This window comes from Streptomyces chromofuscus (genome assembly GCF_015160875.1).
In the GTDB taxonomy this organism is placed as follows: Bacteria; Actinomycetota; Actinomycetes; order Streptomycetales; family Streptomycetaceae; genus Streptomyces; species Streptomyces chromofuscus.
The window spans coordinates 824,149-840,901 of sequence record NZ_CP063374.1; the positions used below are offsets into that span (position 1 = coordinate 824,149).

At 72.5% G+C, this 16,753-nt stretch carries 18 protein-coding genes and 3 pseudogenes; 11 read left to right on the forward strand and 10 right to left on the reverse strand.

Features of this window, described 5'->3' with window-relative positions; genetic code table 11:
* Positions 1-109: 109 nt before the first annotated feature.
* Positions 110-304: pseudogene (locus tag IPT68_RS03705) on the reverse strand (glycosyl hydrolase 53 family protein); the annotation flags it as partial.
* Positions 305-310: 6 nt separating this feature from the next.
* On the opposite strand from IPT68_RS03705, the gene IPT68_RS03710 reads away from it, so the two are divergent.
* From IPT68_RS03710 to IPT68_RS03725, 4 genes are all read left to right on the forward strand, one after another.
* A complete protein-coding gene (locus IPT68_RS03710) occupies positions 311-1,036 on the forward strand; it encodes a LacI family DNA-binding transcriptional regulator (RefSeq protein ID WP_228040238.1) in 726 nt (241 codons plus the stop codon).
* A 50-nt stretch (positions 1,037-1,086) separates the two neighbouring features.
* Positions 1,087-1,437, forward strand: a complete 351-nt coding sequence (locus IPT68_RS03715) for a VOC family protein (RefSeq protein WP_189701922.1) — start codon at positions 1,087-1,089, stop codon at positions 1,435-1,437.
* 87 nt (positions 1,438-1,524) lie between these two features.
* Entirely contained in the window at positions 1,525-1,929 is a 405-nt protein-coding gene (locus IPT68_RS03720) for a MarR family winged helix-turn-helix transcriptional regulator (protein ID WP_189701923.1), read from the forward strand.
* Positions 1,930-2,023: 94 nt separating this feature from the next.
* Entirely contained in the window at positions 2,024-2,293 is a 270-nt protein-coding gene (locus IPT68_RS03725) for a hypothetical protein (RefSeq protein WP_189701924.1), read from the forward strand.
* A gap of 38 nt (positions 2,294-2,331) precedes the next feature.
* Here the strand turns inward: IPT68_RS03725 and IPT68_RS33790 are convergent, their stop codons facing one another.
* The 5 genes and pseudogenes from IPT68_RS33790 to IPT68_RS03745 form a co-directional block, all read right to left on the reverse strand.
* Entirely contained in the window at positions 2,332-2,718 is a 387-nt protein-coding gene (locus IPT68_RS33790; protein ID WP_228040240.1) for an MBL fold metallo-hydrolase, read from the reverse strand.
* Between the two features lie 124 nt (positions 2,719-2,842).
* Positions 2,843-3,163, reverse strand: a pseudogene (locus IPT68_RS33795) (MBL fold metallo-hydrolase); the annotation flags it as partial.
* Positions 3,164-3,240: 77 nt separating this feature from the next.
* Positions 3,241-3,648, reverse strand: coding sequence for an SseB family protein (locus tag IPT68_RS03735; RefSeq protein ID WP_189701925.1), 408 nt, complete (start codon positions 3,646-3,648; stop codon positions 3,241-3,243).
* Between the two features lie 1,259 nt (positions 3,649-4,907).
* Positions 4,908-6,965 carry a galactose-binding domain-containing protein gene (locus tag IPT68_RS03740; RefSeq protein WP_189701926.1) on the reverse strand — a complete coding sequence of 686 codons (2,058 nt, stop codon included), beginning with the start codon at positions 6,963-6,965 and terminating at the stop codon, positions 4,908-4,910.
* Between the two features lie 222 nt (positions 6,966-7,187).
* The gene (locus tag IPT68_RS03745; protein ID WP_189701927.1) at positions 7,188-7,838 is read right to left on the reverse strand and encodes a DUF4360 domain-containing protein; all 651 of its coding nucleotides are present in this window, start codon (positions 7,836-7,838) and stop codon (positions 7,188-7,190) included.
* Positions 7,839-8,158: 320 nt separating this feature from the next.
* Between IPT68_RS03745 and IPT68_RS03750 the strand changes: the two genes are divergently transcribed.
* Positions 8,159-8,605 (forward strand): DUF6174 domain-containing protein, encoded by a 447-nt coding sequence (locus IPT68_RS03750; RefSeq protein ID WP_189701928.1) that lies wholly within the window; start codon positions 8,159-8,161, stop codon positions 8,603-8,605.
* Positions 8,606-8,836: 231 nt separating this feature from the next.
* Positions 8,837-9,619 carry a DUF899 family protein gene (locus IPT68_RS03755; protein WP_189701929.1) on the forward strand — a complete coding sequence of 261 codons (783 nt, stop codon included), beginning with the start codon at positions 8,837-8,839 and terminating at the stop codon, positions 9,617-9,619.
* A 130-nt stretch (positions 9,620-9,749) separates the two neighbouring features.
* Here IPT68_RS03755 and IPT68_RS03760 read toward each other — a convergent pair.
* Positions 9,750-10,004 (reverse strand): annotated as a pseudogene (locus IPT68_RS03760) (gfo/Idh/MocA family oxidoreductase); the annotation flags it as partial.
* 101 nt (positions 10,005-10,105) lie between these two features.
* Positions 10,106-10,936: a DMT family protein gene (locus IPT68_RS03765; RefSeq protein WP_189701930.1), complete on the reverse strand. Its 831-nt coding sequence runs from the start codon at positions 10,934-10,936 to the stop codon at positions 10,106-10,108.
* A 215-nt stretch (positions 10,937-11,151) separates the two neighbouring features.
* Between IPT68_RS03765 and IPT68_RS34775 the strand changes: the two genes are divergently transcribed.
* From IPT68_RS34775 to IPT68_RS03775, 3 genes are all read left to right on the forward strand, one after another.
* Positions 11,152-11,253 (forward strand): putative leader peptide, encoded by a 102-nt coding sequence (locus IPT68_RS34775; RefSeq protein WP_322734594.1) that lies wholly within the window; start codon positions 11,152-11,154, stop codon positions 11,251-11,253.
* A gap of 247 nt (positions 11,254-11,500) precedes the next feature.
* A complete protein-coding gene (locus tag IPT68_RS03770; protein ID WP_189701931.1) occupies positions 11,501-12,607 on the forward strand; it encodes an ABC transporter substrate-binding protein in 1,107 nt (368 codons plus the stop codon).
* 257 nt (positions 12,608-12,864) lie between these two features.
* Positions 12,865-13,122, forward strand: a complete 258-nt coding sequence (locus IPT68_RS03775) for a DUF1876 domain-containing protein (protein WP_189701932.1) — start codon at positions 12,865-12,867, stop codon at positions 13,120-13,122.
* A 115-nt stretch (positions 13,123-13,237) separates the two neighbouring features.
* Here IPT68_RS03775 and IPT68_RS03780 read toward each other — a convergent pair whose 3' ends face one another.
* Complete coding sequence (locus tag IPT68_RS03780; protein ID WP_189701933.1) at positions 13,238-14,113, reverse strand: universal stress protein; 876 nt, start codon at positions 14,111-14,113, stop codon at positions 13,238-13,240.
* A gap of 882 nt (positions 14,114-14,995) precedes the next feature.
* Between IPT68_RS03780 and IPT68_RS03785 the strand changes: the two genes are divergently transcribed.
* Positions 14,996-15,454, forward strand: a complete 459-nt coding sequence (locus tag IPT68_RS03785) for a Crp/Fnr family transcriptional regulator (RefSeq protein ID WP_189701934.1) — start codon at positions 14,996-14,998, stop codon at positions 15,452-15,454.
* 65 nt (positions 15,455-15,519) lie between these two features.
* Complete coding sequence (locus IPT68_RS03790) at positions 15,520-16,185, forward strand: CBS domain-containing protein (protein WP_189701935.1); 666 nt, start codon at positions 15,520-15,522, stop codon at positions 16,183-16,185.
* A gap of 104 nt (positions 16,186-16,289) precedes the next feature.
* Here IPT68_RS03790 and IPT68_RS03795 read toward each other — a convergent pair whose 3' ends face one another.
* Entirely contained in the window at positions 16,290-16,715 is a 426-nt protein-coding gene (locus IPT68_RS03795) for a pyridoxamine 5'-phosphate oxidase family protein (protein WP_189701936.1), read from the reverse strand.
* Between the last annotated feature and the right edge of the window lie 38 nt (positions 16,716-16,753).

Genomic DNA, 16,753 nt, shown 5'->3' on the forward strand with positions numbered 1-16,753 from the left:
GGCTCCCCGGAGCGGGGACCCTGTCCAGGCCTCGCGGAAGGTCACCGCACTCCCGGCCGGGGGCGGGCTCCTCGGCAGTCCGGCTCGGCACGACAGGGCCCTCGCCCTGGCGGTGGGCGAACCACGCCATCGCCGGCAGCGCCCGGTCGTCGTAGCCGAACAGCGCCTGATTCTCCCATCGTTGTCCGGAGGAGGCGTCTGCCGGGTCCCAGCCGTTGCCGGGGACCGCGGTCCAGGTGGCCGCCCAGGGGAAGACGCCGAGGCCGCGGCGGTTCGGGACGGCCTCCAGGATGCTGGTGACGTCGACGGGGTGCTGCCGGTCTCCAGCCACTCCGGGGACCCGGTGGCGCAGGAGCTGCGGGAGGCCGGGGTGCCACTGGGGGCGTGCGGCAAGCCGATCGGGCCGGGCTCGAAGGTGAGTCACGTGGCCGCCGACGACCGGGACGGCGCGCGGGACATGGTCCGTCATCCGCTGTCGCTGGGGCGGCGCCGGATCGGGGTCGTCACCGGCCCGCCGGACACACCCGGCGGTGCGGAGCGGCTCGCCGGGTACCGGGAGGTGCTCACCGAGGCCGGCGTCGCCGTCGACGAACGCCTGATCGTCTCCGGCGACTACAGCCGGGCCGGCGGCGAGGCGGGCGCCGAGCGGCTGCTCGCACGGGCTCCCGGCACGGACGCGGTGTTCGTCGCGTCGGACCTGATGGCGCAGGGCGTGCTCACCGCACGGCGGCGGGCGGGGCGCCGGGTGCCGCAGGACGTGGCGGTCGGCGGTTTCGACGACTCCCCCGCCGTCGTCGCCGTGAGCCCGGCAGCTGACGACCATCCGGCAGCCGTGGGACCGGATCAGCGCGGAGATGGTGCGGGTGCTGCTCACGCAGATCGGCGGGAGGATCCGGCGGCGGTCATTCTGCCGACGGAGCTGGTGAAGCGGGCGTCGACGCAGCGGGGACCGGCGCGTGACGGCGAGCCGCGGCAGCGTGCGCGGCAACTGGTCAGGATCGAAGAAGCCGTCCACCGCTCCCCCGGCCTAGCGTGAGGCCACCGACGGAAACAGCCGTCGGACCACGCCACACGAGGAGTACGCCAATGACCGCCGGCCTGCAGACGATCGTCTACCCCGTCAAGGACCTGGAGAAGGCGAAGTCGCTGTTCAGCGCGCTGCTGGGAGTCGAGCCGCACACGGATCAGCCCTACTACGCGGGTTTCCGGTACGCCGGGCAGGAGATCGGCCTCGACCCGAACGGTCATGCGCAGGGCCTGACCGGTCCGGTCCCGTTCTGGCACGTGGCCGACATCCGGGCCACCCTCGCGGCGCTGCTGGCCGCGGGCGCCGAGACCCTGCAGGACGTCCGGGACGTGGGCGCCGGCCGGCTGATCGCCTCGGTGCAGGACCCCGACGGCAACCTCGTCGGCCTGCTCCAGGACCCGACCGCCTGAGCCCTCGCCGTCCCCGGAAGTTCGGCTTCTTGCGTACGCACTAGTTGCACTCTCAACAATTGGTCGAATCGGTGTTACCGTGCGGACATGGCAGCGAAAACAGCCGGCACCGGTCTCGAGCAGCGGTGGCGGGACATCCTGTCGGCGCACGCGCGCACGATGTGCGAGATCGACCGCGTGCTCCATCCGCACGGGCTCGGTGCGAGCGACTTCGAGGTGCTGGACATCCTGGCCACCGCCGCGCCCGAGGAGGGCGACCTCTGCCGGGTGCAGAACCTCGTGGGCCGGGTGCACCTCAGCCAGAGCGCCCTGTCCCGCCTCATCGGCCGACTGGAGAAGGACGGGCTGGTCGAACGGTCGGTCTGCGCGGAGGACCGGCGGGGCGTGTGGGTCGCCCTGACGGGCAAGGGCCGCGCCCTGCACGCGGAGGTGCTGCCCCTGCACCGGGCGGCGCTGGCCCGGACGCTGGAAGGCCCGGCGACTTCCCCCTGATGGCGGGCCACCCGCCGGGGTACCCGGTCGTGACGGACTCCGAGCCTCGGGAAAGCTGCCCTGACGGGGCTACCGACCCACGAGAGGTGCCGACATGACCGACTCCGACGAGATGGCGCTCACCCTGCTGAGGGAGCGGGCCGACAGCGGCGACCCCGACGCGATCGACGAGCTGGTCGAACGCGCCGCCGAACGGGGTGACGTGGACGAGCTGCGCCGCCTGGCCGACCGGGGCAGCAGCGCCGCCACCGACCGGCTCGTCGAAGCCGCCACCGAGCGCGGCGACCTGGACGAGCTGCGCCGCCTCGCCGACGCGGGCAGCACCACCGCCGCCGACCAGCTCCTGGAACTCACCACCGAGTGACGCGAGGCGGCCGTCACAGGACGAACTCGGTCCCGTCGTCAAGCACCTCGATGCCCGCCTCGGCCGCGCGTGCGCGCGGCCGAGGCGGGATCGAGGAGGGGGCTCATGTCGTCGAGGCGGATGGGCACGCGACGCGGCCCGGACGTCCCGGCCGGGGCGGTCGCGGCCGGGACCGTGGCCCCCGGAGGGCGACCGCCGCCGTCCAGCACCGCGCAGTCGGCGCCCGCCAGCAGTTCGTCCAGGTCCGCGCCCCGGGCCGCAAGACGGGGCGCGTGGACGAGGACGCCGCCGGTCGCCAGGTCCTCGATGCGGTACGCCGTCACCCAGCACCCGTCCGTCGCACCGTCCGTCAGACGCCGGCGCAGGTACGCGGGCGCCGACGCCCCGACGGGGAGCGCGGTGACGACCAGGCCGCCGGAAACCACGAAACCACCCGCGGTGAGGCTTGTCGTGCCACTCCCAGGGCGCATACCGGTCGACCATGGCGCGTGCGGGCGCGAGCGCGTCGAGGACCGGCGGCGCGGCGTACACCTTCAGGCCCGGACCTCCGCGCAGCTCGGTCAGCCCGGACACGTGGTCGGGCTCGGCGTCGGTGAGCAGCACGCCCCGCACCGGCGTCCTCAGGGATCCGGGGCCCGGCCACAGTGCCGAGGTGGCGGTGAGCCGGGCGCGGATGTCCGGCGACGCGTTGAGCAGCCACCAGTCGCGGGAGTTGCCGGTGACGGCCGCCGCCTCCTGGGTGCGGGAGGGCAGTTTGCCGTCACGGGCGGCGGCGCACGGCGTGCAGCCGCAGTTCCACCGCGGGAAGCCGCCACCGGCCGCGGTGCCGAGCAGGACGACCCTCAAGACGACCCCCGACGTTCCGCACATTTCCGGTCGACCTCGGCGTCCGTCGGAGGGGCGGCCCCCGCGTGACGTGGGCGTTCAGGCGAGGTGAACGCCCGGGCTCAGCGCTGCGGCCGGGCCAGCAGGGTGCGCACCCCGTCCGAGGTGAGCGTCAGACCGTGCGACGAACTGCCGTCGATGGTGAGGGAGAGATCGTCCGACGGCCACTGCGAGGCGAGGGCGCCGAGCGGTACGAGGCGATAGCGGGAAACGAACGGCAGCAGCTCGGCCATCTCCAGCTCGGAGGTGAACACGGGCACCACCGGACGCCCGTCCGGCTCCTCCAGCACCGGCAGCGCCACCGCGGTGGGGTCGGCGGCCTCCTCGTCGGCGGCGTCGTCCGGCACGGGGATCAGCACCTCGCTGCTCGCGAGCGTGTCCAGCGCCGCCTCGTCCTCGGTGTTCACGACGAGCGCGTCCAGCGCCCGCTGGGCCGGTGTGGGGGTGGGGTCGTTCGCGGGTGTCTCCATGGCGGATTCCCTGATCGTGGGGTTGGGGGGCCCGCCCGGGCCAAGATCGGTCCCCGGTGCGGCCCTCGACGCGTACCCCGGCGGGGCGCAGACCATTCCCCGTCGGGAGGAGAAACCCGGGCACGTCCGGGCCGGGCCCGGCCCCACCCGTCCTGGGGCGGCTGGTCCGGGTCGGCCCTTCGCGACGGGGTCAGCCGCAGCACCGAGGCCTCCCCGTCGCCGCGAGCAGCAGCGCGACGGCCGGCCCGGCGCAGGGGCAGGTGAGCCGAACATGGCGCCCACGGAGACGGCGGGTCGCGCGCGGTGCTCGACGCCCGGGGCGGCCCGACCGGCAGGCCCTCGACGCGGGTCCGGCTCTCCCGTGGTGAGGGAGACCGCCCGGAGCCCGCGGTGCGCCGTCTCCGCGTGAACGCCTCGTCACCCACGATCACCATTCCCCGCGGCGCGCCGAGCCCGTCCGCGACGGTCACCGTGCTCCCGTCCTCCGCGACACGGAGCACGGCCCACCGGTCTTCGCGCCATGGCAGCGCCCGGCCGCACGAAGGCCGCGTCGACGGGACGACCAGGCCCTTCGGCGCCGACGGTGAGGTGGTCGCCGCCGTCGATGGCCACGATCCGGCCCGCGCCTCGGCCATGACGAGCGAGCCGTCCTGGCTCACAGCGTCGCCGAGGGCCGACCGGCCGCCCCTTCCCTGGTGGTGCGCCGCGGGGGGCCGGTCGCCGAACGGCCCGGCGGTCACCGAACCGGCTGTGAGTGCGGGCCCCGTGCGCCCACCGCCACACCTACCGCTTCCGGTCGCCCTCCATCGCCCCGCCGGCCCGGCCGGCGCCGTAGTCGAGCCGCTGTGCGGTCCTCACCAGAGCGGCGAGAGGATCACTCGAAGGAGTGCGCGGCTCCACCCGGATACCCCGGTTCTTCCGCACACGGAAACGGACCAGCCATCGTGCGACCGTGATCCCTGCCAACCGTCCTCCCCTTTCGCGCACTTCGGGGACACCCACGCCCGGCGGCGCTGTTCGCCAGGGTAATTCGCCAGGCCCCGCCACCCCTTCCACCGCGTAGAAATATCCACCCGCAAGGACAGGAGAATCCGATCAGACCACCGGAACGTCGCACAAGATGCGTGCAACTCGCGCATACGTGCGCGTGACCGAGCCGCCGTGCCCCGGCCTCGGCCGAACACCTGAGGAGGGAAAGCGACTTGGACGGCGGCGGGCCCCGCCGTACGCGACCGGCGGCGCCCGCTGCCGTGCGGCCGTCAGCTGCTGTGGACACCCACCTCGTACAGCGAGTAACCCCAGTCGGTGCCCCGGTCCAGGCCCTGGACGCGGACGTACCGGGCGGGTGCCGGGGTGAACCGCGCGGTGTCCAGGCCGCCGTCACCGGCGGTGGTGGACCAGGCGGTCCGCCAGTTCACGCCGTCGGTGGAGAGCTCGACGCGGTAAGCCTTCCCGTACGCCCGCTCCCAGTCGAGCGTGACGCGCCCGACCAGGTTCGTCGACCCGAGATCGATCCGCAGCCACTGGTCGTCGCTCCAGTCGCTGGCCCAGCGGGTGTCCGGCGCGCCGTCCACGGCCCGGCCCGGCGCGTAGCTGGTGAACGGGTTCCACTCGGCCGAGCTGGCCGTGGCGGAGCCGCCCGCGGCGAGGTTGACGCCGGCCTGGTGCCGCTCGGACGCTCCCCAGGTGTCCAGGTAGGACTCGGCGCCCCGGAACAGGTCGTCCACCACGCCCTGACCGCCGACGAGCCGGACGTCCTCGATCCAGTCCGGGACGAGCCCGTAGTGCGCGGCGCCGTCGGTGTTCAGGTCCCAGGTGCGCCGGCCGGTGGTCTGCCGGTCGATGACCGAGCCGCCGTCGGCACTGCGGAAGGGGTACCGCACGGGGTTCGGGGCGTCCGCGCCGCGCGGGGCCGGCCAGCCGCCGACGCCGTTCATGTCGGTGCCGTAGGCGTAGCCCACGTCGTACTTCTCGCGCAGCGCGTCGGTGCGCCGCGCCTCGGCGCCGAACTCCTCGGAGCCGTGCATGTACTGGGCGATGAAGCCGCCGAGCGAGTAGACCCGCTCCGTCCAGTTGAGGTCCATCCAGCTGTGCGAGGACAGCACGCCCGGATACGACTCGGCCTCGAAGATGTCGAGCACCCGGCCGGTGGCCTTGACGCTCATGTGGTCGATCTCGAGCATCATCTTGCGCTTCATCATGCCGCGCACGGCGTACTCGCCGAGTTCGGTGAGTCCGCGCACGTTGCACTGGGCGTCCGCGCCGTACGAGGGGACCTCCACGCCGGCGGGGAGTTCCTTCTCGGCCTCGGGTGCCGCCGCGCCGCCGATGGGGTTGTCGTGCTGCGGTCCGGCGCACGGTTCCGTCTTCCAGAAGGTGCCGGTCGACAGGAACTGCCCGACGTTGATCGCCGTGCCGAGCGCGCCCGAGTCGAAGCGGACACCGCACAGCGCGTTGTCGAACTTGTGGCACAGGAACATGCTGCGCACGCCGAGGGCGTGCAACTCGTCCAGTCCCTTGTCGATGTCCTCCTTGCTGCACTGCGCGATGTCCAGGATCTGCTTGCACCCGAACGGTTCGGAGGTCTCGACGCCGAGGATCACCGCCAGCTTGCCCTGCTCGATGACCTGACGGGCCTGCGCACTGTCGGTGACGATCCGGAACCAGCCCTTGCCGGGGCCGCCGTACATCCGGTCGACGTAGTCCTGGAGGTCGTACGTCAGCTTGGCCTGCAGCCGGATCGACGTCATCTCGTCGCAGCTGCGGTCCTTGAAGAAGTAGACGGAGCAGATCACGCCGTTGGTGACGAGGTCGTTGACGAGGACGCGCTGGCCGCCGCGCCAGGCCCGCTCCACCCAGGCGTAGTAGTTCTGCTGGTGGGTCAGCGAGTCATGGGCGGGCCAGTCCTCGAACGTGGGCCAGCCGACCGGGTCGTGGCGGCCGTCACCGCCGTTGGTGATGAAGTCGAAGACGGCGAGTGAGCCGTCGGGGTAGTGCTCGGGGCAGTCCTTGAGCGCGTCGGCGATGCCCGCCTCGGAGAAGGTCCTGCCGCAGATGAGCCGTCCGCCGAACGCCTCGTTGGAGAACAGGTGGTTGTGCAGGTCGGCGAAGCCGCGCACCTCGCCCTGGGCGTTCGTGCCGGTGAACGGCTCGCCCGTGACATTGATCTGCGAGTCCGGGGCGGGTCGTGCGACCGGGTTCCACCAGTCGGTTCCGGCCGCCGAGCTGGGCGACGGGCCGAGGACGGTGGCGAGCACGAGGAGGAGCAGCGACACGACGGTGACGTGTCTGCGGCGGTTCGGGCGTCGTGGAGCCATGGTCGTTACCCACGTCCCTAGGTCGGCGGGATGGCACGGTCGACGAGCCGGGCCCTTGCGAGGGCGCTACTGACGGGTTGTCATGACCGGCGCGATACTCGACGAGGATGACCAGCGGTGCTGGGGACGTCAAGAGCCGTGCGGTATCGGGCCGTTGAGCGGTCTGGTGCACCCGTTCCCCGGTCGCCGGGCGTCCGCGGCGAGCGGGGCACGGGGCCGGTGTCAGGTGTCGGGGCACTCCTTCCACGCCAGGTGGTAGATGGTGCTGATGTCCCCGTCGGTCGAGTCCATCGTCATGAAGCTGGTCCTCGCCGGGTCGGAGGTGCCCGCGCTCACCCGCAACTCGGTGTTGATGTTGAAGTTGCGCTGGACGCCGCAGGGCGCCCAGACCAGCTGGGCCCAGTCGGTGGTGTCGGTGGCCTGCCAGTTGTCGTTGTAGGGGCCGCGGAACGGGTGGTTGCGGAACTCCGTGTTCGAGGAGCCCTGGAAGTAGTACGAGGCCCGCTGGACGGCGCTCGCGCCGGACTGGAGCGCCGCGAAGCCGCGGTAGTCGGCGCTGGCGACGGCGTACGTGAAGCCCTGCGGCACGTGGACGATCAGGTTGAGCTGGCAGTTCTTGCGGAACGCCGTGGGGTCGGAGCTGCCGCCGACCTGGGCGAGGTACTCGCTGTAGGTCACGGTGAAGGCCGTGTTGTCCGGCGACACGGCGACGGCGGCTGTGCCTTGCGGGCAGCCGGAGCCGTTCACCGTGGCGACCTTGATGACGATGCGGTCCGGGGGCGGGTCGACGATTCCGGACCCCGGGTCGTGTGCGGGTACCGCGGTGGCGAGCAGCGCGCCGATCGCGCCGCTCAGGAGCAGGCCGGCAGCCATGGTTCTCCTATCTGCACAGGTCTCTGTACATGCGGTCAGGGGGGTGGCAACCACGATGGTTTAGTCATGAACATGTCAACAATCATGCCCATGCGAGACCGATCGCGCCCCCGACCCGGGAGGCGATTGTGAACACGTTGTGAAGGTCGGGAGCGGTCGCATCGTAGGGGGGCGGGTCACCGGGCGGCCAGGGCTGTATCCGGACATCCCCGCTCCGCAGCCTCCGGCTGGTGCAGGGGACCCTTTTGGAGCGGCCCGAACGTTCCGCGGGCGGCCGGCGTCACAGCGGTAGCCGCCGAAGGGTCGAAGGGACTGCCGCCATGACGAGTGCACGCCTGGGTGCCGTGTTCGCTCCCCTGCTGACGGGAGGGCTGTTGTGCACGACCGCCGCGTGCGGCACGGACGGAGCGCGCAGCCCGATCACCTGGAAGGAACCCCCTTCGTACGCCTACACGCTCCGGTCCACTCAAGGAGAGCGGGCGCTGATCGGGACGTTCCGCGTGACCGTGAAGGACGGCGCGGTCGCGGGGTCGGCCGGTCTGGACGAGAGCGGGCGGCGGGTGGTCGAGCACAGCCCCGAAGCGGTGCCCACCATCGGGGAGTTGCTGCGGGAGCTGGAACAGGCGCGGCGTGACGACGCGGACACGGCCGAGGTCGAGTACGCCGCCGAGGGGCATCCGGTGCGCATCACCCTGGACTGGGACGAGCGCGCCCTCGACGACGAGGCCGCGTACGTCATCAGCGCGTACGAGCCGGTCGAGGAGTAGGCGGGCGGACACCGAGGCCGGCGCGCGTCAGGACGAGGGGGAGCCGCTTCGAGGCGGACGAACTGCGCCGGGCTGTGCGTACGGGGCGACGTGCGGTAGGCCGGAGGCCGACGGAGCCGGCTGCGCCACACGCCGGCCGCGATGAGTTCCGGCCGGGTCGGGAGTCCGTTCTGGTGACCGTCGTCGGACGTCGTACGACGGCGCCCGGCACGAGACACCCCGGAGGACACCATGACGACCGCACCGGACGACCCGGCCACCGCGCTTCCCGGCCGCCCGCCCGTCGTCGACCTGGCCACCTGGCAGAAGGCCCGGGACGAGCTGCTCGTCCGCGAGAAGGCCCACACCCGCGAGGGCGACGCCCTTGCCGCGGCCCGCCGCCGGCTGCCGATGGTGGAGCTCGACGGGACGGTCGAGGTCGTCGGACCCGACGGCCCGGTACCGTTCCCGGACCTGTTCCAGAGCTGCGACGAGCTCGTGGTCTACAAGCACATGTGGCATGACGGCGCGCCGCACCAGGGGCAGTGCGAGGGCTGCACCACCACGGCCTGGCACCTGAAGGACGCCGTCTACCTCAACGCCCGCGGCGTCTCGTTCGCCATCCTGACCACGGGCCGGTGGGACGAGGTGGCCCCCTACGTCGCGTTCATGGGCTACACGCAGCCCTGGTACTCGGTGCGCGACGTGCCGCCGCCGGTCGGCGGTGACATGGGCTACCTCACCTGCTTCCTGCGCGACGGCGACCGTGTGTTCCTCACCTACCGCACGACGGGCCGTGGCAACGAGCCGGTCAACGGGTCCCTGAGCCTGCTCGACATGACGCCCTACGGCCGCGGCGAGGCCTGGGAGGACAATCCCGAGGGCCGACCCGAGGGGCGCCGCCCGTGCTGGTACTGGCGCACGGACGCGGGCGGGAACGCCACCTGGGGCCCGACCAGCCGCCCCGTACCGCAGTGGACCCGCCCCGGCGCAACCCCGGTGAACACCCTCGGCCGGCACGGCGATCACCACTGAAGTGCCTTCGCCGACGCGCCGGCGTCCCGTGCACCTGCCGTACCCGTCCGTACGGCAGGTGTGCCTCGCGGGACATGGGGACAGGACGTGGCGGCGGGTGTGGGGCGTCGGGACCTGTGGGCTGTCCTGCTCAGGTGACCGGCGGCATCTCGCTCGGGCGTGAGTCGAGGCCCGTACGGTGGGTGACCCAGGAGCCGCGGGTGAAGTCGGGGACGGCGACCGGACGGCCGCCCGCTGCGCGGGACTTGACGCTCAGGGGGATCGGGGAGCACCAGACGGCGGCGTCGTGGACGTCCATGTCGGGGACGAGCCCGGCGCGCATCTGCTGGACGGTGCGCCACTGCAGGACGTCGTCCATGCCGCCGTGCCCGCCGTTGTTGGCCGCTGGCGTTTTCGCGTCAGCCCGAGGCCGGCGGGCGGTGGGCGGTCGGTCGGTCGGTCGGTCGGTCGGTCGGTCGGTCGGTCGGCGGGAACGAGGCCGAGCGTCTACAGGGTCGGTTCTTCCGCCTCGCCGAAGCGGGCCAGCGTGAGGGCGCCCGCGATGGAGGCCGCGAATCCGGCGACCGCCAGCGGCGCGAGCCCGTGGCGGGTGGTGTCGCCCAGCCACACGACCCCGAACAGCGCGGGCCAGACGGTCTCCCCGGTGACCATCGCCGCGGTGGCGGAGGTGACCGAGCCGCACTGGAGGGCCTGAATGAGGACCAGATAGCCGGTGATGCCGGAGACGATCACGGCGTACACCGCCGGATCGACGAGCAGGCCGGGGAAGGACAGTCCCGGCAGCAGCCGCGCCGCCACGGAGACCACGCCGAAGCTGACCCCCGCCAGGGCGCCCAGCACGGCGGCGCGGTGGCGCATCGGCCCCAGGCGCAGACTCAGTGCCCAGCTCACCAGGGCGAGCCCGACCGCTCCCACCAGCACCGCGGCCCGCATCCGCGCGTCGCCGTCCCCGCCGGTCTCCCGGCCCGCGGCGATCGCCATCAGCGCGAGCCCGCCGCACACCGCGCCGACGGCGGCCCACTCCACCCGGCGCAGCCGGATGCGCAGCACGAGCGCCGAGACGAGCGCGGTGACCGCCAGTGCCCCGGCGACCGCCGCCTCGACCAGGAAGAGCGGGACCGATCGCAGGGAGAACAGTTCCGCACCGAAGCCCAGCGTGTCGAGGGCGACGCCCACGATGAACGGCCACTGCCACGTGGCCCGCACCGCCGCCCCTGCGCCTCCGGGCGTCACCCTGCGCGCACCGAGGGCCTGGAACACGGTCGCCGTTCCCATGAAGACGGCGGCGCACAGCGCGAACAGCAGGCCGAGTCCCATGACCGCAGGCTAATGCGCCGACGCCGCCCCGGCCCGGAGGGCGGCCCGCCGTGGTGTCGCAACGAACGCGACCACGTCGATTCCGAAGTGCGAGATAGATGCATCCATTATGTGAACACCCTCTTGGGGCGGGGGCCGCCTTCTGTCACGATCCCTACCAGCCAGATAGGAAAACTAGGGATCCACGGATCGATCCCGGGAACGCGGGGGTGACCATGCGCACGCTCCACCTTGCGGACCGGTCGCTCCCCCTGCTGACCTCGCGCCGTCACATCGACCTCGGCCGCACCTCCAGCGCCATCTGTCGCTCCGTCTGACCCGCCACCGCGTCACCGTGTCACCGCGACCGTCTCGCGCTCCTGGACCCTAGGCAGCCCAGTGGGCCGCCGAGGGCCGTCGGGCGGGGTGCCGGTGCATGCCCTGCCCAAGGATGCCCTGGCCAAGGCTTCCGCCGCCGTCTGCGCATCTCGTCGTTCGCGCATCTCGTCGTTCGTGATCTCACCATTCGTGATCTCACCGTTCGCGCATCTCACCGTTCGTCCCCATCCCTGAGAGGACACCTCCGTGTCTGCCGCAAGACCGCTCACCGCCCTGCGCACCCTCGCCGCCACAGCAGCACTCCCTCTCCTGCTGACCGCCTGCGGTTACGGTGCCGAGTCCACCGACGACGCCCGGCAGACGGAGGTCGCGGCGGGCGCCGAGAAGCTCTCCGCCGACGAGGTGAAGATCGGCTACTTCCCCAACCTCACCCACGCCACCGCTCTGGTGGGGGTCCAGGAGGGCCTGCTCCAGAAGGAACTCGGTGGCACCACCATCAAGGCCTCGACCTTCAACGCCGGCCCCTCGGAGATCGAGGCGCTGAACTCCGGCTCCATCGACATCGGCTGGATCGGCCCCTCCCCCGCCATCAACGGCTACACCAAGTCGGACGGCAAGAACCTGCGCATCATCAGCGGTTCCGCCTCCGGCGGCGTCAAGCTCGTCGTCAACCCTGACAAGATCAAGACGCTGGACGACCTCAAGGGCAAGAAGATCGCCACCCCCCAGCTCGGCAACACCCAGGACATCGCGTTCCTCAACTGGATCGCGGAGAAGGGCTGGAAGGTCGACGCCGAGAGCGGCCGGGGCGATGTGTCCGTGGTCCGCACCGACAACAAGGTCACACCCGACGCCTACAAGTCCGGCTCGATCGACGGAGCATGGGTGCCCGAGCCGACCGCGTCCAAGCTGGTCTCCGAGGGCGCGAAGGTGCTCCTCGACGAGGCCGACCTGTGGCCGGACAAGAAGTTCGTGATCACGAACATCATCGTGTCGCAGAGCTTCCTGAAGGAGCACCAGGACGTCGTCGAGGCCGTGCTGCGCGGCTCGGTGCGCACCAACGAGTGGATCAACGCCAACCCGGAGAAGGCGAAGGCCTCCGCCAACGAGGCGCTGAAGAAGCTGTCGGGCAAGGCGCTGCCCGCCGAGGTCATCGACCCGGCCTGGGAGTCCGTCACCTTCCTCGACGACCCGCTGGCCTCCACCCTCGACGCCCAGGCGGACCACGCCGTCAAGGCCGGCCTGCTGGAGAAGCCCAACCTGAAGGGCATCTACGACCTCGCCCCGCTCAACAAGGTCCTCAAGGCCGAGGGCAGGGACGAGGTGGACGACGCGGGTCTCGGCACCCAGTGACGACCGGCCGGACCCGCCGAGTTCCCTGGAGCTGACGGTCCTGGCGGCCACCACGGTCGCCGGGACCGCCGCGCCCGGCGGGTTCGTCCCCGCCCTGATCGCCGGCCCGCCGGCCGACCCGCTCCGGGAGACGCACGCCGTGGGGCCGGGCGACACGGTCGGAACCGGGTGCGCGGCATGCGGCGTCTGGCGTCGCGGCCGTTTCGGGCGCACGGTGAGAGGTGACGGGGCGAGACCCTCGTACGGGAGTGATCACGATGGAAGCCAAGCAGTGGACCGTGCAGATCTACATCACCGAGGACGGTGACGACACGCACGCGCGTGCTGTGCTCACCACCCGCGACACCTCGACCGTCACCGGCAAGGGCGTGGCCCGGCGCAACCCGATCGACCGGCCCGTACCGGAGATCGGCGACGAACTCGCCGCCAGCCGCGCTCTGGAGGACCTCGCCATCCGGCTGCACGACGTGGCCGCCGACGACATCGTCGAGCTCGCGGGGCCGGTCCTGAGGTGACCACGAGGACGGGGCGGCCGCCCGGCCCGCCCGGGAACGTCCCCTCGCGGGAGGTCCACCGGCATCGGGCGACCGCCCCGGTACGCGGCTCGCTCGCGCGCACGGAGCACGAGCGTCACACCCGTTGCGGTACGACAGCCACCGGGCACGCCGCGTGGTGCAGCAGGGTGTGGCTCACCCGGCCGAGCTGAAGCCCGAAGCGGCCGGACCTGTGCCCGGTCCCCAGGACGACGAGGTCGGCGGCGGCCGAGCGGTGCACGAGCACCTTGCGGGCCGTTCCCTCGACCGTCGTACGGCAGACCCGCACCCCCGGATGGTCGGCCGTCGCCTCGGTTAGCAGCGCGTCGAGGACGGCCGAGGCCTGCTCCTCGTGGTGCCGCGCCGGCTCGTCGGCGCCCGCCGGGAACTCCGCGATCTCGTACGCGGGGCGCCGCCAGGCGCGCACGACGTCCAGAACGGCGCGGCGCGCCTCGGCCTCCCGGAAGGCGAACCGCACGGCCTCCGCGCACCCCTCCGGCTGCCCGGCGCCGAGCACGATCCGCTGGTGGGTGCCGGCCAGGCCGGCCCGGTCGCCCCGGACCACGATCACCGGGCACTGCGCTCGGGCCGCGACGGCCAGGCCGACCGATCCGAGCAGCAGTCCGGCCAGCTCACCGCGCCCGCGCGAGCCGGTGACCAGGGCGGTTGCATGGTTGCCCTCCTCCATGAGGGCGGTCACCGCGTCCGTGGCGATCACGTCGGTGGCGATCTTCACGTCGGGGTTGCGCAGGCGGGCGCGCTCGGCGGCGGAGCCGACGATGTGCTCCGCCATCGCCTGTTCCGACGGGGGTTCCGGGCTCGTCGCCGGAACGGCACCCTCGTACCGCTCCCACAAGGAGGCGTGGATCAGCCGCAGCGCCAGACCGTGCCGGGCGGCCTCGTCCACCGCCCAGTCGACCGCGTGGAGGCTGCCGTTCGACCCGTCGACGCCCACGACCAGGGGCAGCTCCATCGTCCTCACCGCCTTTCGTCCGGCAGTCGTCCGGGTCCCCCTGCCACGGTCGCATCCCTGGGCCAGCGGCGGGTAGGGCGGTCCGGTCCCTTTTGCGGAGGCTTGCGCGGAGGAAACGCCCTACGGCCGGTGCGGTCCGGCCGCGGGACGCCGAGCCGCGGCTGTGCAGGCGAGCGCGGGGATGCGGAGGCCGGCAGCGTCGGCGGACCGGCCTGCCACGGCCAAGTCCTTCGCGATGCATCCCACTTCGTCCGGCCCGGTCGGTCCGGCTCCTGGACGGCCCGGTGCGGACGGGCGAGGGTTGGGGCCGTCGGCCCGGGGGAAGATCGGACGTACCCGGTGATCGGGTCGCTCGCCGCCCCGGGCCGGGCCTCCGGTCGCGGACAGGGCTTGCGTGCAGGCGGAGCGCGGACCGGCGGTCACGCGCCACGACCGAGGAGGCGAGGGTCATGAAGCGGATCCAGGAGGAGAGGCGTCCCCGTCCACCGCGCCGCCCGGCGGGTCTCGACCTGAGGACGCCCTCGGGGCGCCCACTGCCCTACTGAACGGCCCTGGCGCCCGCGCAGTGCGCGTGGTGTGCTGTACGTGACGGGAAGGACGCCGGAAGAGACGCGGGGAAGCGGCCCTCTCGACCGCGCACCGCGCAATCAGGATCCGCGAGAAGTGGATGTCCTTCCCGTCCCGTCGTGCCGGGCCGTCGCCCGATGCGCTCCCCCGGTCCTTATGGGCCGAACGACCCCCGGTCGGGCCCGTCCGGCCCGTGGTGCCCCCGCCGTCGCGGGAACAGGCTGGAATCAGCAGGCCCCAGGGCTCCCGGAGGGCACGACGACCGGTCGGTTCCCGGACCGGTCGGGGCGGGCCGGAGCGAAAGGAACCGGATCGATGACCTCCACCACCACCCGAGCCGCGGGCCTTCCGGCCGAGCACCGTCATCGACTGATGCGGACCGCCCGCGAGGTCTCCTTCGACGCGGGCACCCGACTGTTCGAGGAAGGCCGGCGCGCCGACCGTTTCTGGATCATCCGGACCGGCACGGTCACGCTCGACCTGCACGTGCCCGGCCGCCGCGCCGCCGTCATCCAGTCGCTGGGCCCGGGCGAACTGGTCGGCTGGTCCTGGCACTTCCCTCCGTACACCTGGCATCTCGGCGCCGAGGCCATGAGCCCGGTACGGGCCTGGGAGTTCGACGCGGACGCCGTCCGGGCGATGTGCGCCCAGGACGCGGAGTTCGGCCGCGCGATCGCCGTCTGGGTCGGCAACGTGGTCGCCGACCGGCTGCACGCGTCCCGGATCCGGCTGCTGGACCTGTACGCCCCGTACGGCAGCGGCAGCCTGATCTGACCGCGCCGCCACGGCGCCGCGGACGCCCCGCCGGGCACCGCACCCGATCGCAGGAGGAGGAGACCATGCACGGCAGTCCGCACATCGTGAGCGATGTCATGACGCACACCGTCGTGGCCGTCGGCCGTGACGCACCGTTCAAGGACATCGTCCAGCTGATGCAGCAGTGGAAGGTCAGCGCCCTGCCCGTGCTGGAGGGCGAGGGCCGCGTCGTCGGTGTCGTCTCCGAGGCCGATCTGCTGCCCAAGGAGGAGTTCCGTGACAGCGACCCCGACCGGTTCACGCAGCTGCGCCGCCTGACCGACCTGGCCAAGGCGGGCGGGCTGACCGCCGGGGACCTCATGAGCACTCCGGCCGTCACCGTCCATCCCGGCGCCACGCTCGCGCAGGCCGCCCGCATCATGGCCCGGCGCAACGTCAAGCGACTGCCCGTCGTCAACGCCCAGGGCCTGCTCGAAGGCGTGGTGAGCCGGGCCGACCTGCTCAAGGTGTTCCTGCGGACGGACGACGAGCTCGCCGAGGAGATCGACCGGGAGATCGTCACCCGTCTCTTCCCCGCCCCGCCGGAGCCCGTTCGCGTGGAGGTCTCCGACGGCGTGGCCACGCTCACCGGGCGGATCAGGGACACGTCGCTGGTGCCCGTCGCGGCGCGGCTGATACGGGCCGTCGAAGGCGTCGTCGACGTCGAGTGCCGTCTCGAGAGCGGCCAGGCGGTGACCGGGCCGCGCTGAGAGGCCGCGAGGTGTCGTGGACGCCGGAGAGGTGAAGTGCCCCAGGTGACCGCCTGGGGCACTTCTCGTGTCTCGTGCTGAAGGTCAGCGCTGTGGTGCACGGCTCACGCGCACGCGCTGGGCCGGCCGACGAGCTCCCGGCCGGTGACCAGCTCGGGCCCGATGCGGACGAAGACCTCGTCGGGCCACGGCACCCAGGAGTGGGGTCCGGTCCGGGCGAGGCGTTCACGCTCGGCCGGATCCGTCACCACGGACGCGGGTCCCGTGACGACGACGCTCCAGCCCGTGTGGGCGACGGCGTCGACGTCGTCGACCTCGAAAGCGACCACCGTGCCGTCGATGGCGCGGACCAGTTCGGAGGCGGCCGACGTGCGCAGGAGCACGGACCCGTCCGTGTCCAGGCCGAAGTTCACCGGGAGCACGGCGGGCAGCGCCTGACGGGTGTGGACGATACGGCCCACGGTCGCCTTCGCCAGCAGCCGCAGACACTCCTGCCGCTCCAACTCGCGGAATCCGTCGTTGCGATACATGGGCCAGTCGTCTCTCATGTGGTCCAGCTGTGGTGCCT